This window comes from Methanothrix sp. (assembly GCF_016706325.1).
Lineage (GTDB): Archaea > Halobacteriota > Methanosarcinia > Methanotrichales > Methanotrichaceae > Methanothrix.
This window is the reverse complement of record NZ_JADJJX010000001.1, coordinates 617,208-638,419: the sequence shown is the minus strand read 5'-3', so window position 1 is coordinate 638,419 and position 21,212 is coordinate 617,208. Positions and strand designations below refer to the sequence as shown.

At 54.9% G+C, this 21,212-nt stretch carries 23 protein-coding genes, 2 tRNA genes and 3 pseudogenes; 19 read left to right on the top strand and 9 right to left on the bottom strand.

All coding sequences use genetic code 11. The features are described from left to right. From rpoA2 to IPI63_RS03265, 8 genes and pseudogenes are all read right to left on the bottom strand, one after another. Positions 1–1,140 carry a DNA-directed RNA polymerase subunit A'' gene (gene rpoA2 / locus IPI63_RS03305; RefSeq protein ID WP_214064453.1) on the bottom strand — a complete coding sequence of 380 codons (1,140 nt, stop codon included), beginning with the start codon at positions 1,138–1,140 and terminating at the stop codon, positions 1–3. Continuing rightward, the gene (locus IPI63_RS03300) at positions 1,137–3,764 is read right to left on the bottom strand and encodes a DNA-directed RNA polymerase subunit A' (protein ID WP_292476614.1); all 2,628 of its coding nucleotides are present in this window, start codon (positions 3,762–3,764) and stop codon (positions 1,137–1,139) included. The genes rpoA2 and IPI63_RS03300 overlap by 4 nt, the downstream gene beginning before the upstream one ends. Before the next feature lie 8 nt (positions 3,765–3,772). Continuing rightward, positions 3,773–5,567: pseudogene (gene rpoB / locus IPI63_RS03290) on the bottom strand (DNA-directed RNA polymerase subunit B). A gap of 28 nt (positions 5,568–5,595) precedes the next feature. Then, positions 5,596–7,086 (bottom strand): DNA-directed RNA polymerase subunit B'', encoded by a 1,491-nt coding sequence (locus tag IPI63_RS03285; protein WP_292476612.1) that lies wholly within the window; start codon positions 7,084–7,086, stop codon positions 5,596–5,598. Between the two features lie 10 nt (positions 7,087–7,096). Further along, positions 7,097–7,333, bottom strand: coding sequence for a DNA-directed RNA polymerase subunit H (locus tag IPI63_RS03280; RefSeq protein ID WP_214064456.1), 237 nt, complete (start codon positions 7,331–7,333; stop codon positions 7,097–7,099). A 53-nt stretch (positions 7,334–7,386) separates the two neighbouring features. Next, positions 7,387–7,477: transfer RNA gene (locus tag IPI63_RS03275), tRNA-Lys, on the bottom strand. 87 nt (positions 7,478–7,564) lie between these two features. Continuing rightward, positions 7,565–8,689 (bottom strand): isocitrate/isopropylmalate dehydrogenase family protein, encoded by a 1,125-nt coding sequence (locus tag IPI63_RS03270; RefSeq protein WP_214080097.1) that lies wholly within the window; start codon positions 8,687–8,689, stop codon positions 7,565–7,567. Then, complete coding sequence (locus IPI63_RS03265) at positions 8,686–9,180, bottom strand: 3-isopropylmalate dehydratase small subunit (RefSeq protein ID WP_214064923.1); 495 nt, start codon at positions 9,178–9,180, stop codon at positions 8,686–8,688. The genes IPI63_RS03270 and IPI63_RS03265 overlap by 4 nt, the downstream gene beginning before the upstream one ends. A 72-nt stretch (positions 9,181–9,252) precedes the next feature. On the opposite strand from IPI63_RS03265, the gene IPI63_RS03260 reads away from it, so the two are divergent. From IPI63_RS03260 to IPI63_RS03235, 6 genes are all read left to right on the top strand, one after another. Then, positions 9,253–9,453, top strand: a complete 201-nt coding sequence (locus IPI63_RS03260) for a hypothetical protein (RefSeq protein ID WP_292476610.1) — start codon at positions 9,253–9,255, stop codon at positions 9,451–9,453. Between the two features lie 230 nt (positions 9,454–9,683). Continuing rightward, positions 9,684–10,829: a formate--phosphoribosylaminoimidazolecarboxamide ligase family protein gene (locus IPI63_RS03255; protein ID WP_292476609.1), complete on the top strand. Its 1,146-nt coding sequence runs from the start codon at positions 9,684–9,686 to the stop codon at positions 10,827–10,829. 14 nt (positions 10,830–10,843) lie between these two features. Continuing rightward, positions 10,844–11,275 (top strand): hypothetical protein, encoded by a 432-nt coding sequence (locus IPI63_RS03250; protein WP_292476608.1) that lies wholly within the window; start codon positions 10,844–10,846, stop codon positions 11,273–11,275. Positions 11,276–11,353: 78 nt separating this feature from the next. After that, positions 11,354–11,878, top strand: a complete 525-nt coding sequence (locus tag IPI63_RS03245) for a hypothetical protein (RefSeq protein WP_292476607.1) — start codon at positions 11,354–11,356, stop codon at positions 11,876–11,878. A gap of 196 nt (positions 11,879–12,074) precedes the next feature. Next, positions 12,075–12,159 (top strand) — tRNA-Leu (locus tag IPI63_RS03240). Positions 12,160–12,810: 651 nt separating this feature from the next. Next, positions 12,811–12,984 (top strand): hypothetical protein, encoded by a 174-nt coding sequence (locus tag IPI63_RS03235; protein ID WP_292476605.1) that lies wholly within the window; start codon positions 12,811–12,813, stop codon positions 12,982–12,984. Positions 12,985–13,074: 90 nt separating this feature from the next. Here the strand turns inward: IPI63_RS03235 and IPI63_RS03230 are convergent, their stop codons facing one another. Beyond that, positions 13,075–13,245: a hypothetical protein gene (locus IPI63_RS03230; RefSeq protein ID WP_292476604.1), complete on the bottom strand. Its 171-nt coding sequence runs from the start codon at positions 13,243–13,245 to the stop codon at positions 13,075–13,077. A 67-nt stretch (positions 13,246–13,312) separates the two neighbouring features. On the opposite strand from IPI63_RS03230, the gene IPI63_RS03225 reads away from it, so the two are divergent. From IPI63_RS03225 to IPI63_RS03160, 13 genes and pseudogenes are all read left to right on the top strand, one after another. Beyond that, a complete protein-coding gene (locus IPI63_RS03225) occupies positions 13,313–14,245 on the top strand; it encodes a glycosyltransferase family 2 protein (RefSeq protein WP_292476602.1) in 933 nt (310 codons plus the stop codon). 451 nt (positions 14,246–14,696) lie between these two features. Further along, positions 14,697–14,976, top strand: a pseudogene (locus tag IPI63_RS13085) (UDP-N-acetylglucosamine 2-epimerase); the annotation flags it as partial. Between the two features lie 97 nt (positions 14,977–15,073). Next, on the top strand, positions 15,074–15,322 hold the full coding sequence (locus IPI63_RS03215) for an acylphosphatase (protein WP_292476598.1): 249 nt from the start codon (positions 15,074–15,076) through the stop codon (positions 15,320–15,322). A gap of 1 nt (position 15,323) precedes the next feature. Next, entirely contained in the window at positions 15,324–15,722 is a 399-nt protein-coding gene (locus IPI63_RS03210; RefSeq protein ID WP_292476597.1) for a hypothetical protein, read from the top strand. Positions 15,723–15,744: 22 nt separating this feature from the next. Beyond that, the gene (locus IPI63_RS03205) at positions 15,745–15,963 is read left to right on the top strand and encodes a hypothetical protein (RefSeq protein ID WP_292476596.1); all 219 of its coding nucleotides are present in this window, start codon (positions 15,745–15,747) and stop codon (positions 15,961–15,963) included. Positions 15,964–16,043: 80 nt separating this feature from the next. Then, complete coding sequence (locus IPI63_RS03200) at positions 16,044–16,385, top strand: acylphosphatase (RefSeq protein ID WP_292476594.1); 342 nt, start codon at positions 16,044–16,046, stop codon at positions 16,383–16,385. Position 16,386: 1 nt separating this feature from the next. Beyond that, positions 16,387–16,701, top strand: a complete 315-nt coding sequence (locus tag IPI63_RS03195; RefSeq protein ID WP_292476593.1) for a hypothetical protein — start codon at positions 16,387–16,389, stop codon at positions 16,699–16,701. A 175-nt stretch (positions 16,702–16,876) separates the two neighbouring features. Continuing rightward, positions 16,877–17,137, top strand: a complete 261-nt coding sequence (locus IPI63_RS03190; RefSeq protein ID WP_292476591.1) for a UDP-N-acetylglucosamine 2-epimerase — start codon at positions 16,877–16,879, stop codon at positions 17,135–17,137. A 104-nt stretch (positions 17,138–17,241) separates the two neighbouring features. Then, positions 17,242–17,556: a UPF0175 family protein gene (locus IPI63_RS03185; protein WP_292476589.1), complete on the top strand. Its 315-nt coding sequence runs from the start codon at positions 17,242–17,244 to the stop codon at positions 17,554–17,556. Next, positions 17,553–17,846, top strand: coding sequence for a hypothetical protein (locus tag IPI63_RS03180; RefSeq protein WP_292476588.1), 294 nt, complete (start codon positions 17,553–17,555; stop codon positions 17,844–17,846). Before IPI63_RS03185 ends, IPI63_RS03180 begins: the two co-directional genes overlap by 4 nt. Positions 17,847–18,160: 314 nt before the next feature. Next, positions 18,161–18,862, top strand: coding sequence for an acylphosphatase (locus IPI63_RS03175; RefSeq protein WP_292476587.1), 702 nt, complete (start codon positions 18,161–18,163; stop codon positions 18,860–18,862). A 446-nt stretch (positions 18,863–19,308) separates the two neighbouring features. Then, positions 19,309–20,383: pseudogene (gene wecB, locus IPI63_RS03170) on the top strand (non-hydrolyzing UDP-N-acetylglucosamine 2-epimerase). 35 nt (positions 20,384–20,418) lie between these two features. Further along, complete coding sequence (locus IPI63_RS03160) at positions 20,419–21,108, top strand: acylphosphatase (protein ID WP_292476583.1); 690 nt, start codon at positions 20,419–20,421, stop codon at positions 21,106–21,108. The last annotated feature ends 104 nt before the right edge of the window (positions 21,109–21,212 follow it).

The following is a 21,212-nucleotide window of genomic DNA, read 5'->3' as shown; positions in this document are numbered from 1 at the left end:
TTACCTCTTGCTTGCTACCAGCTTAACGTCTCCGGTGCCGAGCTGTATCGGCTGGCCAACGATGACGTTTTCTGTTACGCCCTTGAGGTCGTCTACATCTCCTCTGATGGCCGCATCCAGGATATGGTTGACAGTGACCTCGAAGGCTGCCCTGGCCAGAACGCTGGCCTTCTCGCCTGAAACCCCATGCCGTCCAATCTGCTTGAGCTCGCCATCCACCGTCATGATGTCCGCCACCAGCATGATGTGGCGGACGTCCACTGATAAACCCTGTTCGCGCAGGGTATCAGTGGCCTCGTTTATGATGGCATTTCTGGCTGCTTCTATGCCCAGCACCTCACCGATCTCGTTTATATTGTTGGTCTTGATCCGGGTGGGGTCCACCCCCTCAAACTGCATGATCTTCTTGAGGGAGGAGCCTTCAGTATAAAGGATATATTCGTCCCCCTCTTTGCGGATCACCACCCTCTTGATGCCCTCCACTCCTTTGAGGGAGATCTTCTTTATCTTCTCCACCAGTTGGAGCAGCTCCCGGTAGGAGGCCTCCTCCGGTGCCATCACCAGCAGGTTCTCCTTCTGGTCCACATCCAGCCCCGTCTCCTCCTTCAGCTTTGCTGCCACCTCCTCAGCAGTGATCTTGCGCTGCTCCAATGCCCCGGGGCTGAGATCGATTATCACATTCATCTCCGCCAGGTCAGTGGCAATAGAGCCCAGGTGGAGGATGGAGGAGGACTCTATGGCCCAGGCAACCTCTCTGGCCAGGTCTCGATCGTGTGCATACTCGGGGGTGAGCTTGATGGTCATGGTGGGTGTGGAGGGGATCTTTCTGGCGTCAACGATCTCTATCAGCCGGGGAAGGCCCAGGGTGACATTGATCTCAGCCACACCGGCATAGTGAAAGGTACGCATGGTCATCTGGGTGCCGGGCTCGCCTATGGACTGGGCGGCAACCACGCCCACAGCCTCACAGGGCTCCACCCGGGAGTGCTGGTAGTCGGCCATCACCCGGGATATGATCTCCTCCATCTCCTCCGGAGTGATATCCGCCCCTTTCAGCTCGTTTTGGATGGCCTCTCTGATGCTCGGGGGAAGCTCCACCTGATCCAGCCTCTCCTGGATCTCCTTTTCTGATAGGCTCATGCCGACTCCCTCTTCAGCACGCTCTGGACGATCCGTTTGACGTTCTCTGTGCTGGCATAGTCCCTTCTGGAGGCATCGACTCCGTCCTCGCCATATTGGAACTGGACGATCATCCCCCTCGTCTCTTTGACTGTGCCATCGTACTTGACCTCCAGGTCCTGCAGGGCATTGACCAACCTTCTTTGCAGATAGCCGCTCTGGGATGTCCTGATGGCTGTATCCACCAGGCCCTCGCGACCGCCAATGGCATGGAAGAAGAACTCTGTGGGATTGAGACCCCCCTTATAGCTGGACTCCACAAAGCCGTGCGCCTCCGCCCCCAGATCTCCCCGCTGGAAGTGGGGCAGGGTTCGGCCGGCATAGCCGCGCATGATCCTCTCTCCTCGAACTGATTGCTGGCCGACACAGGCCGCCATCTGGGTCAGGTTGAGCATGCTGCCCCTGGCACCGCTCAATGCCATCACCACCCCGGAGTTGTCCAGGCCCAGGTAACGGCTGGCGATCTTGCCTGCACTATCTCGCGCCTTGCCCAGGGTCTGCATGATCCTCATCTCCAGGGTCTCATCCAGAGTGCGCCCGGGCAGGGGCTCCAGCTCTCCAGCTTTGTAGGCCTCGATCAACTGCTGGGCCTTCTCTCGAGCGGTACGAGTGGTCTCTTCGATCTGTTCCACTGCTTCTGGAGGGATGTCCTCGTCATCTATTCCGAAGCTGAAGCCGGCATGCATTATGCCCCTCAGGGCCAGGCGGGTCATCCGGTCCAGGAATTGGCTCGCCATGGAGGGATTGTACTCCTTTATTATCCTGTCTGTTATCTTGCCCTTGAAGGCGCCAACAGCCTTGGCGTCTATCGTCCCCATCTCAAGCTGACCGTCTCTTATGACCACATAGGCATCGCTCTCGCACTCCTCTCCCTTGCAGACATCGCAGTTGTAGCAGAAGTCAGCCTTGAAGGTCAGGTTCAGGCCCCGGGGAAGGATGAGGCTGAAGATCTGCTTTCCCGTCCAGTAGGGCTCGCCATCCGCCTCCCCCTCCGGGGCGGGAAGCTCGGATATATCGAACTTCTTCAATAGCTCCATTGCCTCCTGGCGATGGATGGGTTTTCGTCCGTGCGTCAGCAAGAACGAGCCGGTCACATAATCGTGGATGCCGCCGATGATCGGCCCGCCGAACCGGGGGGAGAGGATGTTCTCCTGTACCCTCATCAGGATCTCAGCCTCTGCCCGCGCCTCCTCAGTCTGGGGCACATGCATGTTCATCTCATCGCCATCAAAATCGGCATTGTAAGGTGGACAGACCGCCGGGTTGAGCCGGAAGGTCTTGTAGGGCATGACCTTCACCCGGTGGGACATGATGGACATCCGGTGCAGAGATGGCTGGCGGTTGAACAGGACTATATCGCCATCGGCAAGCTGACGGTCGATCCTCCAGCCGATATCGATCTGCTCTGCGACCTCCTCGCAGTTCCTGTCAGTGACCTTCACCCTCCTCTGATCGGGGCGGGTGACATAGTTCACTCCCGGGTGCCTGTCCGGGCCGCGGCGCACAAATGTCTTCACCATATCGATGTTCCTGGGGTTGGCTATCATGGGCACAGAGAGCTCCATGGCGATCTCCTGGGGGACTCCCACCTCGCCAATGCTCAGATTGGGATCGGGAGAGATGACCGTCCTGGCACTGAAGTTGACCCTCTTGCCGGAGAGGGAGCCCCGGAAGCGTCCCTCCTTCCCCTTCAGCCTCTGGGAGAGGGTCTTGAGAGGCCGGCCGGAACGGTGGCGGGCGGGGGGCACGCCGGAGACGGTATTGTCAAGGAATGTGGTGACGTGGTACTGCAATAGCTCCCACAGGTCCTCTATGATCAGTTGGGGGGCGCCTGCTTCCCGGTTCTCCTGGAAGCGCTGATTGATTCTGATGATATCCACCAGCTTATGGGTGAGGTCGTCCTCGCTCCTCTGGCCGGACTCCAGGGTGATGGAGGGGCGCATGGTCACTGGAGGCACGGGGAGGACGGTGAGGATCATCCATTCCGGGCGGGCCGTGGCGGGGTTCATGCCCATCACCTTGATGTCCTCGTCCGGGATCTTCTCAAACCGGTCGCGGATGTCTGAGGCGGTGAGCTTGTGGCCGTCCTCGATATAGGATAATGGCCGCTCAAACTTGATCTCCTGCTGAGGAGCGCCGCAGTAGGGACAGGTCTTGTTCTTCCTGGCCTCGGCGAAGACCTTGTTCACTGTGTCATCTGTCATCTGGCCCAAACGTTCCAGCTCCTGGATCTGCTCAAGGTACATCTTCTTCTCATTATCCTTGAGCATCAGGCGGGAGCAGTCTCTGCATACTGCCCGCAGGATCTTCCGGATAAGCTTGGCGAAACCAACGTGGATGACAGGAGCGATGAGATCTATGTGGCCGAAGTGGCCCGGGCACTCACCCGGCCTGCCGCCGCAGGACCGACATCGCAGGCCGGGATCGATGACGCCAAGCCTGGGATCCATAAGCCCCATCTCGATGGGAAAGCCGTCATCGTCGTAGGTGTCGGCGGTGATGATCTTGACAACGCTCATCTTTCTAAACTCTTGGGGCGAGATCAGGCCGAAGCGGATCTTGCCTATCCTCTTGGGTACAGTCATGTTCACTCCTAAACAGCATCTTCCAGGATCAGTCGTGGTGCTACACCCAGCGATTTGATCTCATCCAAGAGGAGCTTGAAGGCATAGCTCATCTCCACTGGATAGATCTCCGTGTCTGCTCCGCAGGTGGGGCAGAAGTCAGCATTCCTCCGCCGGTCGTGAATGGCGATCATGCCGCAATGGCTGCAGACCAGCTCTGTGACCTTGTCCGATTCATCCACCAGCCGCTCTTTGAGCGCCAGAGCAGCACCGTGGGCGATGAGCACATCCCTCTCCATCTCTCCGAACCTCAGACCTCCCTCTCTTGCCCGACCCTCTGTCGGCTGCCGGGTCAGGACCTGTACCGGGCCGCGGGAACGGGCGTGCATCTTGCCTGTGACCATGTGATAGAGCTTCTGATAGAGGATCACCCCCACGAAGACGTCGGCCATGATCTGTTCGCCAGTGGCCCCATTGTACAGGATCTCCCTGCCGGTATGGGAGAACCCGAACTCCTTCAAGGCGGCGCGCAGTTCTGGCTCGTTCTCTCCTAAAAAGGCAGTGGCATCGATGAACCTGCCCTCCAGGGAGCCGACCTTGCCGCCGATCATCTCCAGGACGTGGCCCACTGTCATCCGGGAGGGGATGGCATGGGGGTTGAGCAGGAGGTCCGGGACTATGCCCGACTCGGTGAAGGGCATATCCTCCTGGGGGACGATCAGACCCACCACCCCCTTCTGGCCGTGGCGGGAGGCGAACTTGTCACCCAATTCCGGGATCCTCTGGTCGCGGGTCTTGACCTTGGCCAGGCGGTTGCCCGTTTGATGATTCCGTCAGGATGACCATGTCCACCACCCCTCTCTCATTGGAGCGCATGGTCACCGAGGTCTCCCTTCTCTGCTGGGGGGTCAGGCCGAACTCCGAGGGCTCCTCCAGGAAGCGGGGCGGGCTGGTCTTGCCGATCAGAACATCATTGGGGCCCACATCGGCATTGGGATTGACCAGGCCATCTGAGTCCAGTTGATCGTAGGCCTCGCTTCCTCTTGCCCCCCTGACCTCGACGTCCGGTATCTCGAACTTGTCCTCCTGGCCGCCCGGATACTTGCGCTCCTCTGCTTCCGAGACCCGGAAGAAGTGGCTGCGGGAGAGGCCGCGCTGGATCGAGCCCCGGTTCAAGACCAGAGCATCCTCAATGTTATATCCCTCATAAGCGAGGACAGCCACCACGAAATTCTGGCCGGCGGGCCTCTCATCAAAGCCTATGGCCTTGGAGGTCTTCGTCCGCACTATAGCCTTCTGGGGGCTGTTGAGATAATGGCCGCGGGTATCTGGTCTGAGCCTCATATTGGCGGTGGACATGCCCAGGCATTGCTTGACCATTCCCGCTCCCATGGTGTTCCTGGGGCTGGCATTGTGCTCGGGATAGGGGACCAGGCCGGCGGCGATCCCCAAAATCATAGATGGATCAAGCTCCAGGTGGGTGTGATCGGGGGTTATATCCTCCTCCCAGATGGCGATGAGGCTGTTCTCCTCCTCCTCGGCATCCAAATACTCCACCAGCCCTCCGGCCACCAGATCATCGAATGTCATCTCTCCTCTCTGGATCTTGCTGACCTGCTCTGCCGTTACCTGGGCCCGGCCATCCTCGACCACGATCAGGGGCCTCCTCGCCCGGCCGGAGTCGGTGTTCATGAAGATCTCCCCCGTCTCCTCGAAATAGGCCACATTCATCTGATTGCTGATGCTCCCCGAGCGCCGGAGGCGGCGGATGCTCTCGATCAGGGCTCCGGGTTCATCATGATAGCCCACTATCTCACCGTTCACATATACTCTAGCGCCACCTGTTGGTGCTTCAGACAATGCTACCACCTACTGAAATTACTCCTAAATCCATGAGAATCTTCTTGATATCATCCGAATCGTCTATCCCTTTGGAGAGCTCGACGCCCTGGGCGAAGTTCTTCACCAGGCCGCAGTTGGGGCCCTCAGGGGTCTCTGAGGGGCAGATCCGCCCCCACTGGGTGGCATGCAGATCTCGAGCCTCGAAGTGGGGCTGGGATCGGGATAGAGGTGAGATCACCCGGCGCAGATGGGATAGGGTGGCCATATAATCGGTCCTGTCCAGGAGCTGTGAGACGCCGGTCCTCCCTCCTACCCAGTTGCCTGTGGCCAGGGGATGGATCATCCTCTCTGTGAGGACATCCGCCCGGACGGTGGTCACCACATTCAGATCCCTGTTTCTCATGCTCGCCCGCTCCAGCTGATACTTTATGTCCCGGGTCAGGCGGTTGAAGGCCACCCGGAAGAGGTCCTCCATCAGGTCCCCGGAGAGCTTCAGCCTCTTGTTGGAGTAGTGGTCCTTGTCGTCCTCGCTCCTCCGTCCCAGGGCCAGCTCGAAGCAGGCCTCGGCCATTCGGGAGAGGAAGAGAGCTTTTGCATAGCGGTCCTTCTCCTCAACACCGATATGAGGGAGCAGGTAGCGATCCAGAACGTAGGTGGCCCTCTTCTTCTGGTACTCCTTGGCCTGGCCGGCAGCGACGCGAGAGCCGATCTTCTCCAGGGCCTCGTCATTGGTCGAGACCTCTGACTCCTCCAGGTTCTCCAGCATGAACTTGATGATCTCCGGGTTATCGGATACTGATTTGACTATATCCATATCTGTCTCCATCCCCAGGGAGCGGAGAAGGGTGATGAAGTTCAATCTGCCAGAGACGGAGGGGAATGAGACCTCGAGGATGGAGCGGCGGCCTCTTTCCACAATGACCAGCGATCTGTAGCCCTGCCTTTGGGAGAAGACCTTGGCCACCTCGATGTTCTCGTCATAGCGCTGGTTGTACTCCACCAGGATCTTGTTCGGGGCCAGATCCTCCAGGGTCATGATCACCCTCTCCGAGCCGTTGACCACAAAGTAGCCGCCGGGATCAGAGGGGTCCTCTCCAAAGGATATCATCTCGTCTGCGTCCAGGCCGAAGAGATTGCAGACCCTGGAGTTGAGCATGATGGGCAGTGTGCCTATGTCAGCCTCCACTGGATCTTTCTCCGTCTCCCCCTCGACGATGGTCATCTCCAGCTTGATCGGCGAGGCATAGGTCAGGTTGCGCAGACGGGCATCATTGGGGTAGAGCCTCTCCACTGAACCGTCCGCCTCGCGCACCATGGGCTTTTCCACCCGGATGTTCCCCAGCCGGACATAGGTGTTCTCGATATTGGTCTCTATGACATTGACCTCATCGATCACCTTCTGCAGGCCTTTATCTATGAAGTCATTGAAGGAGTTGATATGATGATGCACCAGCTTATCCCTGGTAAAATAGGCGCTATAAAGGGCATTTCTGTCGAGCAAAAGACCACCTTTAATCGATTACCAGCCGGTAGAAGACTGAATGTTTGGCTGTTGTGCTTTTCCTTATTATCTTGATTATGTCGCCCACTTTGGCCCCGATCTCCTTGGCGGCGGGGTCGCTTGCATGGATCTTCGGCAGTTGTGGCGCATCGATGCCGAACTCCTTCAGCACCTGCAGTCCCTCATCCGGAGTGAGCAGAATATGTTCCGGAACCATCTCATGATCTCTTACGGCAAATTTGGTCACAAAAACCACCAACCCTTAGAAGGAGCAGCATACAGGCTCAAGGAAACTCCAAACGGGCTCGGGGGGATTTGAACCCTCGACCACCTGGTATCTTCATACAAAAATTTAAAAGCCAGACGCTCTGCCTAGCTGAGCTACGAGCCCTCGCGGCCTGGCATTCCTCAAGCCCTATGTGCTGCACTAGTTGAGAAATGAAGAGATCCTCCTTAAAAGCCTTTTCCTTTGTGGGACTTACATCAGTCCCACTAGGCGAGCAATCTCCGATCCAACCTCGGAGGTGGTTGAGCTTCCTCCCAGGTCATATGTCTTTATCTGGCCTTCAAATAGGTTCCGCTCTATAGCCGAGACTATGTCAGCTGCTGCAGCCGGCTGGCCGAGATGCTCCAGGAGTAGAGCCCCTGCCCAGATGGTGGCCAGAGGGTTGACCACATTTCGGCCCTTATACTTGGGGGCAGAGCCATGGATGGGCTCGAACATGCTGGTGCCCTCAGGGTTGAGGTTGGCTCCCGGCGCCAGGCCCAGGCCGCCCTGGATCATGGCCCCCAGATCGGTGATTATGTCTCCGAACATATTGGGGGCGACGACCACATCGAACCACTCCGGATTCTTGACAAACCACATGGTTATGGCATCAACGAAGTTGAAGTCATACTTGATCTCTGGATATCCTTTTGCCACATCCAGAAGGATCTCCCTCCAAAAGCCATAAATGTCGCTGAGCACATTGGCCTTGTCGACGCTGGATACCTTCTGGCGGCGCTTCCTCGCCAGGTCGAAGGCATACTTTATCACCCTCTGGCAGCCCTCCCGGCTGACCTCGCCTATCTGATAAGCGATCTCCTCGCTATCTGAGTCGATATCCAGGCCGAACTTTATATTGTAGAGCTTGCGGCTGACCTGGAAGTCGGCATGGCTTTTGCCCTTCTGTGCGCGACTGCCTATGCCGATGTAAAAGTCCTCAGTGTTCTCGCGAACCACAACAAAATCGATATCTTTCGGCGTTTTATCCTTTAGAGGGGTCCAGACGCCCTCCAGTAGCCTGACCGGCCGGAGGTTGATATACTGGTCGAGGTAGAAACGCATCGTGAGAAGGACGCCCTTCTCCAGCACCCCTGGCCGGACCCTGGGGTCGCCTATCGCCCCCAGATAGATGGCCCGATAGCCTGAAAGCTCTTTGAGCGTCTCCTCGCTTATCAGCTCGCCCGTCTTCAGGTAGTGCTCTGCACCGATGGAGTAATCGATCCACTCCAAGGAGAAGTTGTACTTGTCTGCTGCTGCCTCCAGCACCTTCTGGCCCTCGGCTACTATCTCCGGGCCGATGCCATCGCCGCCGATAACTGGTATTTTATAGTTCATGCCCTCACTCCGGACACCTGTAGTCTGGTGTACTCCACCAGGCCGCCCGCATTGACGATCTCCCTTAAGAAACTTGGAAGTGGTGTGGTCTTATAGGATTCATTGCGGGTTATATTCTTTATTACTCCGCCCGCCATATCGATCTCGATATAAGCGCCCTCCTCGATCCTGTCCACATCTGGACAGATGAAGAGGGGCAGTCCTATGTTTATGGCGTTTCTGAAGAAGATTCTGGCAAAGGACTTGGCGAGGACTGCTGAGATACCAGCTCCCTTCAGGGCCAGAGGTGCGTGCTCTCGCGATGAGCCGCAGCCGAAGTTCTCCCCCGCCACCACATAGTCTCCTTCCTTGACTGCTCCTGCCATCTCCGGGCGCACCCCTTCAAAGAGGTGTGCAGCCAGTTCCTGCGGATCGTTCATCACCAGGTAGCGACCGGGGATGATGGCATCGGTATCGATATCGTCCTTGAACTTCCAAGCTCTGCCCGCCAAAATATCAAGCTCCCCAATAGTGAACCACTTCTCAATGAGAATGAAGTATATTAAAGTAATGCACAGAATTTTTTGAGAAAGAGCGCCTTTCCCGTTCGCGATCCCCAGTCCGGGGAGGAGAGCAGGGCTGATGCTCCGGCAAGCCCTCCAGGCGGCAGTGATATAGTGGAGGAGGAAAGAGAGGGCCAATCCCGCCTGCTGGAGGGAAGAAGGATCCAGAGGCAGGAATTAAAGGCGAGGATAAGAGGCAGGGATAAGAAGCAAGGGGCATGAGGGGCATAATCTTTATCGCAGTGAGGGTACTTGAGATGGGAGGATTGGCAATAGGCAGCATGGGATGCTGATACCTGTCCGGAACCGCCGGGGCTTCTCTCCCTGCTGCCTGAGGCCCTTCTATGTTGTCAGGAGGGAATAGAGGGCGATGTCTTTGTGTGATAGGGTCATCTTGATAAATCGGGATGGGAATATGAGGGACCAATATAATTATTTTGAGGTGCTCAGACTTGATTGAACGCAGCAAGGTTCTGGAGGTGTTGAGGGGATACGAGCTCAAGGATCTGAGAATCGGGATGATAGCATCCCATTCTGCCCTGGATACGGCAGATGGCGCAGTGGAGGAGAACTTCAGGACTTTGGCGGTATGCCAGGAGGGGAGGGAGAAGCCCTATGTCAGGTACTTCCGGGCGGAGAGGGACCGGAAGGGGAGGATAATAACCGGCATGATCGATGAGATTATGATGCTGAAGCAGTTCCCGGATGTCTTAGACCCGGAGAACCAGGAGATTCTCAAGGATAAGAACACCCTCTTCGTTCCCAACCGCTCATTCACCTCCTACTGCGGCATCGATGCTGTGGAAGAGCAGTTCGCGCTTCCCCTGCTCGGCTCGCGCAACCTCCTTCGCTCTGAGGAGAGGGGGGATAAGAGAGATTACTACTGGCTGCTGGAGAAGGCGGGCCTGCCCTTCCCCGAGCCGGTGGAGGCGGAGGAGATCAACCAGTTGGTGATGGTCAAGCTGCCCCATGCAGTGAAGACCCTGGAGAGGGGGTTTTTCACTGCCGCCTCCTATGAGGAGTATTGCCAGAAGGCTGATCTCCTCTTGCGCCAGAATGTAATCGATCAGGATGGGATTGAGCTGGCCAGGATTGAGCGCTATATCATCGGCCCGGTCTTCAATCTGGACTATTTCTACTCCCCAATAACGGAGAGGATTGAGCTGATCGGTATAGACTGGAGGTTTGAGACCAGCCTGGACGGCCACTGTCGCCTGCCCGCTCCCCAACAGCTAACTCTCAATGAGCAGCAGATCAACCCCGAGTATACTGTCTGCGGGCACAACTCCGCCACTCTTAGGGAGTCGCTCTTGGAGAAGGCCTTCGTCCTGGCGGAGAAGTATGTGGAGGCGACACAGGAGTACTACAAGCCCGGGATCATCGGCCCCTTCTGTCTGCAGACCTGTGTGGACAAGGACCTGAACTTCTACATCTATGATGTCGCGCCCAGGATCGGCGGTGGGACCAATGTGCATATGGCAGTTGGCCATCCCTATGGCAATGCCCTCTGGCGGACAAATATGTCCACGGGGCGCAGGCTCGCCCGCGAGGTGAGGATCGCTCTGGAGAACGGCTGCCTGGAGCAGATTGTGACCTGAGGCTGCAGGAGAAGATGACTGAAATCGCGCAGACAGGCGAGGGCGGGTCCAAGGAGCGGACACAGAGCCCGGAGGTTCCCAAGAAGCTGGGGAGGATTGCAAGGAAGCTCTCCGCCTCCGGGGAGGAGCTGGTGCTCATCGCCCCGGCCATTCTGCACAGCCAGGCATCGAAGCAGATGCTGACCATCGCCAGGATGGGGATGCTGGACAAGATCCTGGGCTACCTGGTCACCACCGATAAGAATGTGCATTTCGTCCGCCCGGGGCTGGCCTGGGATAGTGTGCGCTCAGTGCCCTTGGATCAGGTCACCGGTGTGGAGTATGTGGATGAGTTTCATAATAACACCCTGAAGCTGCTGGTGGGGGAGAAGGCGGAGAAGATAGTATTTTATGATGATCTGCATGGCATCCGGTTTTATCAGTATATCCGGGGGCTGAAGCGATAGGATCAGGCAGGTGGGGTCCGGCCGGCCCAGACCCCCTCTTCCTGAGATGTATTGTTGCGCAATGGAGCTTTGACGATTATGATGCTGCCATCAAGGGAGGGCATTCAAGCCCGGAGGAGGGAAGAGCCGACTGATTACGGAGGGCAGGAGATCGTTCTCGTTGCCCATTGCCTTCTCAATCCTATGACCCGGGTCAAGGGCCTGGATCCTCTGGCCTTCTCTCCAGCCGGGCCGACGATTCAATTGCCCTGCCCGGAGGCGCTCTATCTGGGCCTTGAGCGCTGGGCTGTTACCCGAAACCAGCTTGATGTACCCCAGTTTCGCCTGTTCTGCCGCTCGCTTATTGTCCAATATGCAGACCTGCTGCAGATGCTAGCAAGAGAGGGAATTCGGGTGCGTATTGTGGGCGTAGCCGGCAGCCCGAGCTGTGGAGTTGTCAGCACGAGCAGCGGCTATAGGGGCGGGCGGGTTGAGGCTTGCGAGCATGAGCATGTGCCCGGGCGGGGGGTCTTCATGGAGGAGCTGCTGGCTGAGCTGGAGGGGCGTGGCATTATCTTTGACTGCGAAGAGATCGGCCAGAAGTCCGGGAAACAGTTCTTATAATTTTATAGGTATATAGAGGTCCCTGCTCCCTTTGGGGATGACAGTGCTATTCGGCCCTTCCCTCTATTGCTCTCCTCTCAACGCCGGGTGCTTGGCTATATGCCCGGCCAGAACATCATTTCAGGACTGCGCATCACGCCTGGACTACGAATACCATTAAATACTACTACTGCATGAGACATGGCTGCACCCTTTTGCGGGGGTTGCCAAGCCAGGTCAAAGGCGCTGGATTCAGGGTCCAGTCACGAAGGTGTTCGTGGGTTCGAATCCCATCCCCCGCACTATCTATTTCATGTGATTGGATGGATGTCATATTCACGGATGCATCTGAGAAAGTGGTTTGCCGGCTTCAAGTTCAACTAATACAGATATCTTGAAACCACTGTAGAGGGGCTGACTGCCTTCGCCATGCCCTCCCCTCCTCGGATCGTAATTGCTCGATTTTTTATCCACTCAGAGGATTGACATAAAAAATTAATCGCGATATTAGCCTTTGGACAAAGGAGTTTCTAATCATAATTTTTTCCTGAGATAAAGGGTTTATTTGGCCGGATGAATCTGATTGTTGAATGCAGCCCCCCTCTGGACTAAATAAATGCTAACCGTAATGCATTTAAAGTAGTTTGAAGTGATGGAATACTGATCATAAATATGAATTAAGAGGGTGAGGGCGGGAGAGGCTTCGAGGATAGTCTGCAGAAGGTCCCGTATCTGGCTTCTGACTGGCTAAGACGGTATACAAGGCAGGTCGCTGAATTGAGGATGCTTCAAATACATCTGTGATAGGTGATAAGAGCCATCCAAGGATGATAAGAGGCGCCTGACCATTCAGCGATAGCTGTAAGATTTTCGTTTGATGCCATCCATCGCCATCCTGTGCACTTATCAGTCTGCAGATCGCGCCATCGCCGGGGGCCGCTATGAGGTCTTTGATGATGTTGATAAGCTTCTGGCTTGGCTATCTGAAGATCCCTGATATCTTTTCTATCAGGCCTTTCATATTGTTTAGGCCTTCGCTTTCAAGCCATCCCCCTAATCAATTCAGGAAGCTAACCAAAAAAGATGCCAATTTAAGAGAGAGGCTTAAAAGAAGCAGATCAAAGTGATAGTCAATAACCCCGAGTAGAATCATTGATCTTCCTTTAGAGCTTTTGGGTTTGCCTCATGGCATCCGGGACACTGATTCTGTGGGGTTCCTAAGAGCTTTTGCAGTTGGAGCTGGGTGGCAGGCAGGCCTGGCCGGCTCCGGCAAGGGGCCGGGAGGAGGCATGGTTCCTGAGGGTGCCCTGCATGGCTTTGCGGGATGATATCAAGAGGCCGGAGACGATCGAGGTGGGGGGGCAAATGTCGTTGATTTGGCTTTTCATCCTCTGGTTTTGTTCTGCATTTCTGGGATGTTACTGCAAATGTTTACCGGAAATAGGAGTGGATTTTTTGGGTTTAACCATCGCGGCCATGCCGGCCTACAATGAGGAGCAATCCATTGCCAGGATGGTTTGTGGCTGCAAGAAGCACGTCGACTGCGTCGTAGTGGTCGACGACGGCAGCTCCGACCGGACGGCTGAGATTGCCGCGTCTTCGGGCGCCCACGTCGTCCGCCATATGAAGAACAGGGGATATGGCGCAGCTTTACAGACCTGTTTTGAGACTGCCAGGGATTTGGGCGCAGAGAGGATGGTTGTCATCGACTCGGACGGCCAGCATGATCCTGAAGAGATACCAAAGCTGCTAGCCCGCCTGGGCAGGGGCGCAGATCTAGTGATTGGCTCGCGGTTTTGCAACGGAAACGGCAGCGATATCCCCGCCTATCGCAAGGTAGGTATGAAGGTGCTTGATATCGCCACATATCTGGTTGGCGGGATCAAGGTGACCGATAGTCAGAGTGGCTTTAGGGCCTACGGAAGGCGGGCGATCGACTGCATCTGGATCGATAACCAGGGGATGTCTGCAGGCTCGGAGATTCTGTTGCAGGCCAAGGACAACCGTCTGAAGGTCGAAGAGGTGGATATCCACTGTAGATATGATGTGCAGAGGGCCTCAACAGAGCACCCGGTGAGCCACGGGGTCAAGATACTATTGATACTGCTGCAGGATATGGAGCTGCGCCGTCCGCTGTATTATTTCACCTTGCCGGGAACTGCTCTGGCGGCGGTGGGAATCGGGATCGGGCTTGAGCTGTTGCGAGTATTTTATCATGGTGGGCAGCTTAGCTATGGGCTCACACTGCTGATGATACTGCTGACGCTGGTAGGGTCGTTCATGGCATTTACTGGGATTATATTGCATGCCATATCCAGGCTGATCGACCAGTCGATAAGGAAGCTCGAGATCGAGAGGCCGAGAAAGGCGAGGGTGGAGTCGGTGTAAGTGCGGGCTGGGTTTAGGTCGGGTAGATGAGAGGCGATAAAGCGACATAATCGTTGCAATCCTCGGGACATGGCCGGAGGTCATCAAGAAGGTCACGGTGATCTGCGAGTGCCAACACCTATGCCCGAACTGCAGCGTGATCCCTGCTGGCCTTCTCTGCTCTCGTCCTATGGATCAATTTGGCATGGTTTTGCCCTTTTGTGAGAAGGTTGTTTAGCCTTTAGAATCCTATTTCAGTGGAGTTTTTGCGGTTTAAGGTCGTTATCAGCAATGGGGAAGATGGCCAGTTGGTTGTAGAATGCTCATCTCTTCCAGGCTGCGTCTCATAAGGAAGAAACGTTGAAGAGGGCCAGTAAATGACCGAGGATGCTATACTGGGCTGTCTGGATGTGCTTGGCGATAGAGCCCTGACCAAAGGCAGTGAAAGGATGGTGGAAGTAGAGGCTTAACGTCCCGGCTGGTTCTGACCGATTCAGGAGTGGGTGCAGAGGGAGGCCTGCATCCTTGGCATGCCCTGCGTGACCTTGCGGGATAACACAGAGAGGCCGGAGACGATCGAGGTGGGGGCCAATGTGCTGGCGGGGGCGGGTGGTCATCAGATGATGAAGAAGGCAATGCTGATGATGCAGAGGGGGGGGGGAGGCCCGTTTGGGATGACGGGCAACAGAGAGCATAATCGAACATCTGCGCCTTCGCAGATAAAGCCAAACACAAAGAGCGTGAGATTGTAGATGACGATGAGGTTCACAGCATACGTCTCCGGAAGGTCAGGAGGTCGGATATCGAGCCAGGGTAGTCGATATAGCCAATGCTCTTGGCCTGAAGGGCATGATAGAGAATCTGAAGGACGGCAGGGTGAAGATCATAGCCGAGGGCGAAGATGAAAAGAAGCTCAGGTGGTTCGAGGATGCAATAGACATAAAGAATGCCCTGATCTATGTCTCATCCATAGAAAAGAGCTACTCTCCTGCAAGCGGCGAGTTCAATTCGTTCGGCAAGCTGGTGGCAAAAAGGAGACCACACAAGGTTGGATACAGCGGCAGGCTACCTAAAAGAGCTTATCTCTGCCGTCAATAAGATGAACGAGAACCTGGGCGGCAAGATGGATCAGATGCTCAGCAAGCAAGATCAGATGCTCAACAAGCAAGATCAGATGCTCAGCAAGCAGGATCAGATGCTTGGCAAGCAGGATGAGCTTCTTGATGAAGTCAGAAGCATGAACGATAACCTGAGCGGCAAGATGGACCAAATGCTTGGCAAGCAGGATCAAATGCTAGACAAACAGGATCAAATGCTAGACAAACAGGATCAAATGCTAGACAAACAGGATCAAATGCTAGACAAACAGGATGGTCTTATTATCGAAGTCAAAGATGCGAACCGGAAGATGGATCGGGTACTTGAAACGGGCATTGTCCAGTTGAAGAGCGACATGGCCGAGGTTAAGTCTGCCCTTAAAGCGAAAGGTATAATCTAGGCTCTTCGCTGAATTTTTATCTGTGAGATCGGGCATAATTATCTTCTCTGTGCTTCAGTCCGGCGAAGGCGGAGAGGCACAAGGAGACAGAGAGCTCTGTGATTCTTTCTTTTCACCCCGGAGCGATGAAGGCGTCCGGCCCACTGGGGCCGCTCGGGCTCCAGGGGTGGGAGGCTGGCATCAGGCCCTGGCTCTGGCCGGTTCAGGAGGGGTGCAGGGGGAGGAGCCCGTTTTGGGATGACGGGCAACAGAGAGCATAATCGAACATCTGCGCCTTCATAGATAAAGCCAAATACAAAGAGCGTGAGATTGTAGATGACGATGAGGTTTACAGCATACGTCTCCGGGAAGGTCCAGGAGGTCGGATATCGAGCCAGGATAGTCGATATAGCCAATGCTCTTGGCCTGACGGGCATGATAGAGAATCTGAAGGACGGCAGGGTGAAGATCATAGCCGAGGGCGAAGATGAAAAGAAGCTCAGGTGGTTCGAGGATGCAATAGACATAAAGAATGCCTTGATCTATGTCTCATCCATAGAAAAGAGCTACTCTCCTGCAAGCGGCGAGTTCAATTCGTTCGGCAAGCTGGTGGCAAGGGGAGACCGACACAAGGTTGGACACAGCGGCAGGCTACCTAAAAGAGCTTATCTCTGCAGTCAATAAGATGAACGATAACCTGGGCGGCAAGATTGACCAGATGCTCAGCAAGCAGGATGAGCTTCTTGATGAAGTCAGAAGCATGAACGATAACCTGAGCGGCAAGATGGACCAAATGCTTGGCAAGCAGGATCAAATGCTAAGCAAACAAGACCAGATGCTCAGCAAGCAGGATCAGATGCTCAGAAAACAAGATAATCTTATTATCGAAGTCAAATATGTGAACCGGAAGATGGATCGGGCACTTGAAATGGGCATTGTCGAGTTGAAGAGAGACATGGCCGAGGTTAAATCTGCCCTTAAAGCGAAAGGTATAATCTAGGCTCTTCGCTGAATTTTCATCTGTAAGATCAGACATAAATTATCTTCTCTGTGCTTCAGTCCGGTGAAAACAGAGAGGCACAAGGATACAGAGAGCTCTGTGCTCCTTTCTTTTCATCCCGGAGCGATGAGGGCGTCCGGCCCACCGGGGCCGCTCGGGCTCCAGGGGTGGGTGGGTGGCTGGCATCAGGCCCTGGCTCTGGTCGGTTCGGGCGGAGTGCAGGGAGGCCTGTATCCTGGGCGTGCCCTGGGTGACCCTGCGGGATAACACAGAGAGGCCGGAGATCTTGGGGGTAAAGTCCAACGTTCTTGCTGGGGCCGATGCTCTGCGGATGGTTGAGAATGCAAAGCGGATGATGCAGCAGGGGAATTGGTGGAAGAATCCGTTTGGAGGCGGCAGAGCGGGAAAGATTATCGTTGAGCATCTCAGAAATTGACCATGTATGATAATTCTTTCATGAACCTTTATAAATGATCAAGAGCCAATTAAGTATTCGTGAGCGCTCATGATAGATGGGATCGATCTTATGGTCATTCATACATGGAGTTGTACCTGACAATGGCATCTGCGAATGACGAAATTGATGCTCTGATGCGAACTGAGATTTATAAGTCCCGAGAGGAGCTATTGAAGGATGCATTAAGAGCTCTATTATATATGAAGCCGGGCCTCCGAATCGAGATAGCTATTGATCTTTACAAGAATGAGAAGGTCAGCCTGTGGAAGGCTGCTGAAATAGCGGGGCTTTGCATGGAAGAGTTTAAGGACGTGCTGGCCTCCAGGTCCATTAAAGTCGAGGTAGGTGGGACGGATGAGGAGAGCCTGTTCCGACTGGCCAGATTGGGCCTCATATGACGACGATGATTATCATCGATTGCGATGTAGCAAGCATGCTTGCCAAGGTCGATCGCATTGATATCTTGATTAAAGCCTTCCCGGATGCGAACTTCTGTATAACCAACTCAGTTTACGCAGAGCTCATGAGGGCTAAGCATGCCGGTTATTCCTTTCCTGACCGGATCTTCAAACAGCTTCCGGTTATCACAATGGACCGAGATGATCTCAAAGCGTTTAAGGAAATCTCAACGGATAGCACCGTGCAATTCTGCCAGCCTTCAACGAGGAGATCTCCATCGGCAGTGTGATCTTGCGCTTCGCTGAATTTTTATCTGTAAGATCAGACATAAATTATCTTCTCTGTGCTTCAGTCCAGCGAAATACAGAGGTACAAGGAGACAGAGAGCTCTGTGATTCTTTCTTTTCACCCCAGAGCGATGAGGATGTCCGGGCCACCGGGGCCGCTCGAGCTCCAGGGGTTGGAGGCCGGCATCAGGCCCTGGCCCTGACCGGTTCAAGGGGAGGAGCCCGTTTGGGATGGCCGGGCAGAAGAGAGCATACTCGAACATCGGCGCCTTCATAGATAAAGCCAAATACAAAGAGCGTGAGATTATAGATGACGATGAGGTTTACAGCATACGTCTCCGGGAAGGTCCAGGAGGTCGGATATCGAGCCAGGGTAGTCGATATAGCAAATGCTCTTGGCCTGAAGGGCATGATAGAGAATCTGAAGGACGGCAGGGTGAAGATCATAGCCGAGGGCGAAGATGAAAAGAAGCTCAAGTGGTTCGAGGATGCAATAGACATAAAGAATGCCCTGATCTATGTCTCATCCATAGAAAAGAGCTACTCTCCTGCAAGCGGCGAGTTCAATTCGTTCGGCAAGCTGGTGGCAAAAGGGGAGACCGACACAAGGTTGGATACAGCGGCAGGCTACCTAAAAGAGCTTATCTCTGCCGTCAATAAGATGAACGAGAACTTGGGCGGCAAGATGGACCAGATGCTCAGCAAGCAAGATCAGATGCTCAGCAAGCAAGATCAGATGCTCAGCAAGCAGGATGAGCTTCTTGATGAAGTCAGAAGCATGAACGATAACCTGAGCGGCAAGATGGACCAAATGCTTGGCAAGCAGGATCAAATGCTAAGCAAACAAGACCAGATGCTCAGCAAGCAGGATCAGATGCTCAGAAAACAAGATAATCTTATTATCGAAGTCAAATATGTTAGCCGGAAGATGGATCGGGCACTTGAAACGGGCATCGTCGAGTTGAAGAGCGACATGGCCGAGGTTAAGTCTGCCCTTAAAGCGAAAGGTATAATCTAGGCTCTTCGCTGAATTTTCATCTGTAAGATCAGACATAAATTATCTTCTCTGTGCTTCAGCCCGGCGAAAACAGAGAGGCACAAGGGTACAGAGAGTTCTGCGCTTCTTTCTTTTCATCCCGTAGCGATTAGGGCGTCCGGCCCACCGGGGCCGCTCGGGCTCCGGGGATGGGAGTCCAGCATCAGGGCCTGGCCCTGGCCGGTTCAGGAGGGGTGCAGGAGGAGGCCTGCATCTTGGGCGTGCCCTCCCATCGGCAGTGAAAAAGAAGACTCGTACCTTTGCTGAGACCTTTGCGCTTTTTGTGGTTGAAGCCCTTCTATGGCAGCCCGATCAAAGCGAGGTCAGATCTGCGACGAATACAGACCGCAAAGCTCACAAAGGGCACCAAGACCGCACCAAATCTTCTCCCGATTATCAAGCATCCAAAAGGCGGCGATCTACCCGTGATCATTGCAATTATCCTCGGGACCCGGCCGGAGATCATCAAGATGGCTCCGGTGATCCGCGAGTGCCAGCGCCGATGCCTGGACTTCAGCATCATCCACACTGGCCAGCACTACTCCTACCACATGGACCGGATATTCTTCGAGCAGCTGGAGCTGCCTCAGCCGGATCATAATTTAGATGTAGGCTCCGGCAATCACGGTGAGCAGACCGGGCGGATAATGGCGGGCCTGGAGAAGGTGCTATTGGCAGAGCGGCCCGATGTGGTCCTGGTGCAGGGGGACACCAATACTGTGATGGCCGGGGCCCTTGTTGCCTCCAAGCTGCACATCAAGGTGGGGCATGTGGAAGCGGGCCTGCGCAGCTACGACCGCAGTATGCCCGAGGAGATCAACCGGGTGGTGGCGGACCATATATCTGATTATTGTTTTGCTCCCACTGAGAACTCCAAGGCCAACCTGCTTAAAGAGGGCATTGCCGGTGAGAAGATCCACATCACCGGCAACACCATTGTGGATTCCGTCTATCAGAATCTGGAGATCGCCATGAGGAAGGTCAACGTCCTGGCCGACCTGGATCTTGAGCCCAAGAGATATTTCCTGGCCACCTCTCACAGGCAGGAGAACGTGGACAGCAGGGAGCGACTGGGCGAGATCATCCGGGGTCTGGAGATGCTCGAATCCGAGTTCGGCCTGCCGGTGATCTTCCCGGTACACCCCAGGACAAGGAAGATGGCGGAGAGCTTCGGGTTTCGAGTTCGGTGGCATCAGAGCCATTGAGCCGCTGGGGTTCCTGGAATTCCTGCAACTGGAGGCCAGCGCCCGGCTGGCCCTGACCGATTCGGGTGGGGTGCAGGAGGAGGCATGCATCCTGGGCGTGCCCTGCGTGACCCTGCGGGATAACACAGAGAGGCCGGAGACGATCGAGGTGGGGGCCAATGTGCTGGCGGGGGCGGATGGTCATCAGATGATGAAGAAGGCAAAGCTGATGATGCAGCAGGGGGGCGGGTGGAGGAGCCCGTTTGGGGATGGCCGGGCAGGTGAGAGCATAATCGAACATCTGCGCCTTCATAGATAAAGCCAAATACAAAGAGCGTGAGATTGTAGATGACGATGAGGTTCACAGCATACGTCTCCGGGAAGGTCCAGGAGGTCGGATATCGAGCCAGGGTAGTCGATATAGCCAATGCTCTTGGCCTGAAGGGCATGATAGAGAATCTGAAGGACGGCAGTGTGAAGATCATAGCTGAGGGCGAAGATGAAAAGCTCAAGTGGTTCGAGGATGCAATAGATATAAAGAATGCCCTGATCTATGTCTCATCCATAGAAAAGAGCTACTCTCCTGCAAGCGGCGAGTTCAATTCGTTCGGCAAGCTGGTGGCAAAAGGGGAGACCGACACAAGGTTGGACACAGCGGCAGGCTACCTAAAAGAGCTTATCTCTGCCGTCAATAAGATGAACGAGAACCTGGGCGGAAAGATGGACCAGATGAATGAGAACCTGGGCGGCAAGATGGATCAGATGCTCAGCAAGCAGGATCAGATGCTAAGCAAGCAGGATCAGATGCTCATCAAGCAGGATCAGATGCTTAGCAAGCAGGATGAGCTTCTTGATGAAGTCATAAGCATGAATGAGAACCTGAGCGGCAAGATGGACCAGATGCTCAGCAAGCAGGATGATCTTATTATCGAAGTCAAAAATGTGAACCGGAAGATGGATCGGGCACTTGAAACGGGCATTGTCGAGTTGAAGAGCGACATGGCCGAGGTTAAGTCTGCCCTTAAAGCGAAAGGTATAATCTAGGCTCTTCGCTGAATTTTTATCTGTAAGATCAGACATAAATTATCTTCTCTGTGCTTCAGTCCAGCGAAATACAGAGGCACAAGGAGACAGAGAGTTCTGTGCTC

What these genes read in the sequence shown, in the direction of transcription:
- rpoA2 (WP_214064453.1), bottom strand. Translation starts at nt 1,140, where the DNA reads ATGAGCCTATCAGAAAAGGAGATCCAGGAGAGGCTGGATCAGGTGGAG.
- IPI63_RS03300 (WP_292476614.1), bottom strand. Translation starts at nt 3,764, where the DNA reads ATGACTGTACCCAAGAGGATAGGCAAGATCCGCTTCGGCCTGATCTCG.
- IPI63_RS03270 (WP_214080097.1), bottom strand. Translation starts at nt 8,689, where the DNA reads ATGAACTATAAAATACCAGTTATCGGCGGCGATGGCATCGGCCCGGAG.
- IPI63_RS03250 (WP_292476608.1), top strand. Translation starts at nt 10,844, where the DNA reads ATGACTGAAATCGCGCAGACAGGCGAGGGCGGGTCCAAGGAGCGGACA.
- IPI63_RS03245 (WP_292476607.1), top strand. Translation starts at nt 11,354, where the DNA reads ATGATGCTGCCATCAAGGGAGGGCATTCAAGCCCGGAGGAGGGAAGAG.
- IPI63_RS03235 (WP_292476605.1), top strand. Translation starts at nt 12,811, where the DNA reads ATGATGTTGATAAGCTTCTGGCTTGGCTATCTGAAGATCCCTGATATC.
- IPI63_RS03230 (WP_292476604.1), bottom strand. Translation starts at nt 13,245, where the DNA reads ATGAAAAGCCAAATCAACGACATTTGCCCCCCCACCTCGATCGTCTCC.
- IPI63_RS03215 (WP_292476598.1), top strand. Translation starts at nt 15,074, where the DNA reads ATGATAGAGAATCTGAAGGACGGCAGGGTGAAGATCATAGCCGAGGGC.
- IPI63_RS03210 (WP_292476597.1), top strand. Translation starts at nt 15,324, where the DNA reads ATGAACGAGAACCTGGGCGGCAAGATGGATCAGATGCTCAGCAAGCAA.
- IPI63_RS03200 (WP_292476594.1), top strand. Translation starts at nt 16,044, where the DNA reads ATGAGGTTTACAGCATACGTCTCCGGGAAGGTCCAGGAGGTCGGATAT.
- IPI63_RS03195 (WP_292476593.1), top strand. Translation starts at nt 16,387, where the DNA reads ATGAACGATAACCTGGGCGGCAAGATTGACCAGATGCTCAGCAAGCAG.
- IPI63_RS03185 (WP_292476589.1), top strand. Translation starts at nt 17,242, where the DNA reads ATGGAGTTGTACCTGACAATGGCATCTGCGAATGACGAAATTGATGCT.
- IPI63_RS03180 (WP_292476588.1), top strand. Translation starts at nt 17,553, where the DNA reads ATGACGACGATGATTATCATCGATTGCGATGTAGCAAGCATGCTTGCC.
- IPI63_RS03175 (WP_292476587.1), top strand. Translation starts at nt 18,161, where the DNA reads ATGAGGTTTACAGCATACGTCTCCGGGAAGGTCCAGGAGGTCGGATAT.
- IPI63_RS03160 (WP_292476583.1), top strand. Translation starts at nt 20,419, where the DNA reads ATGAGGTTCACAGCATACGTCTCCGGGAAGGTCCAGGAGGTCGGATAT.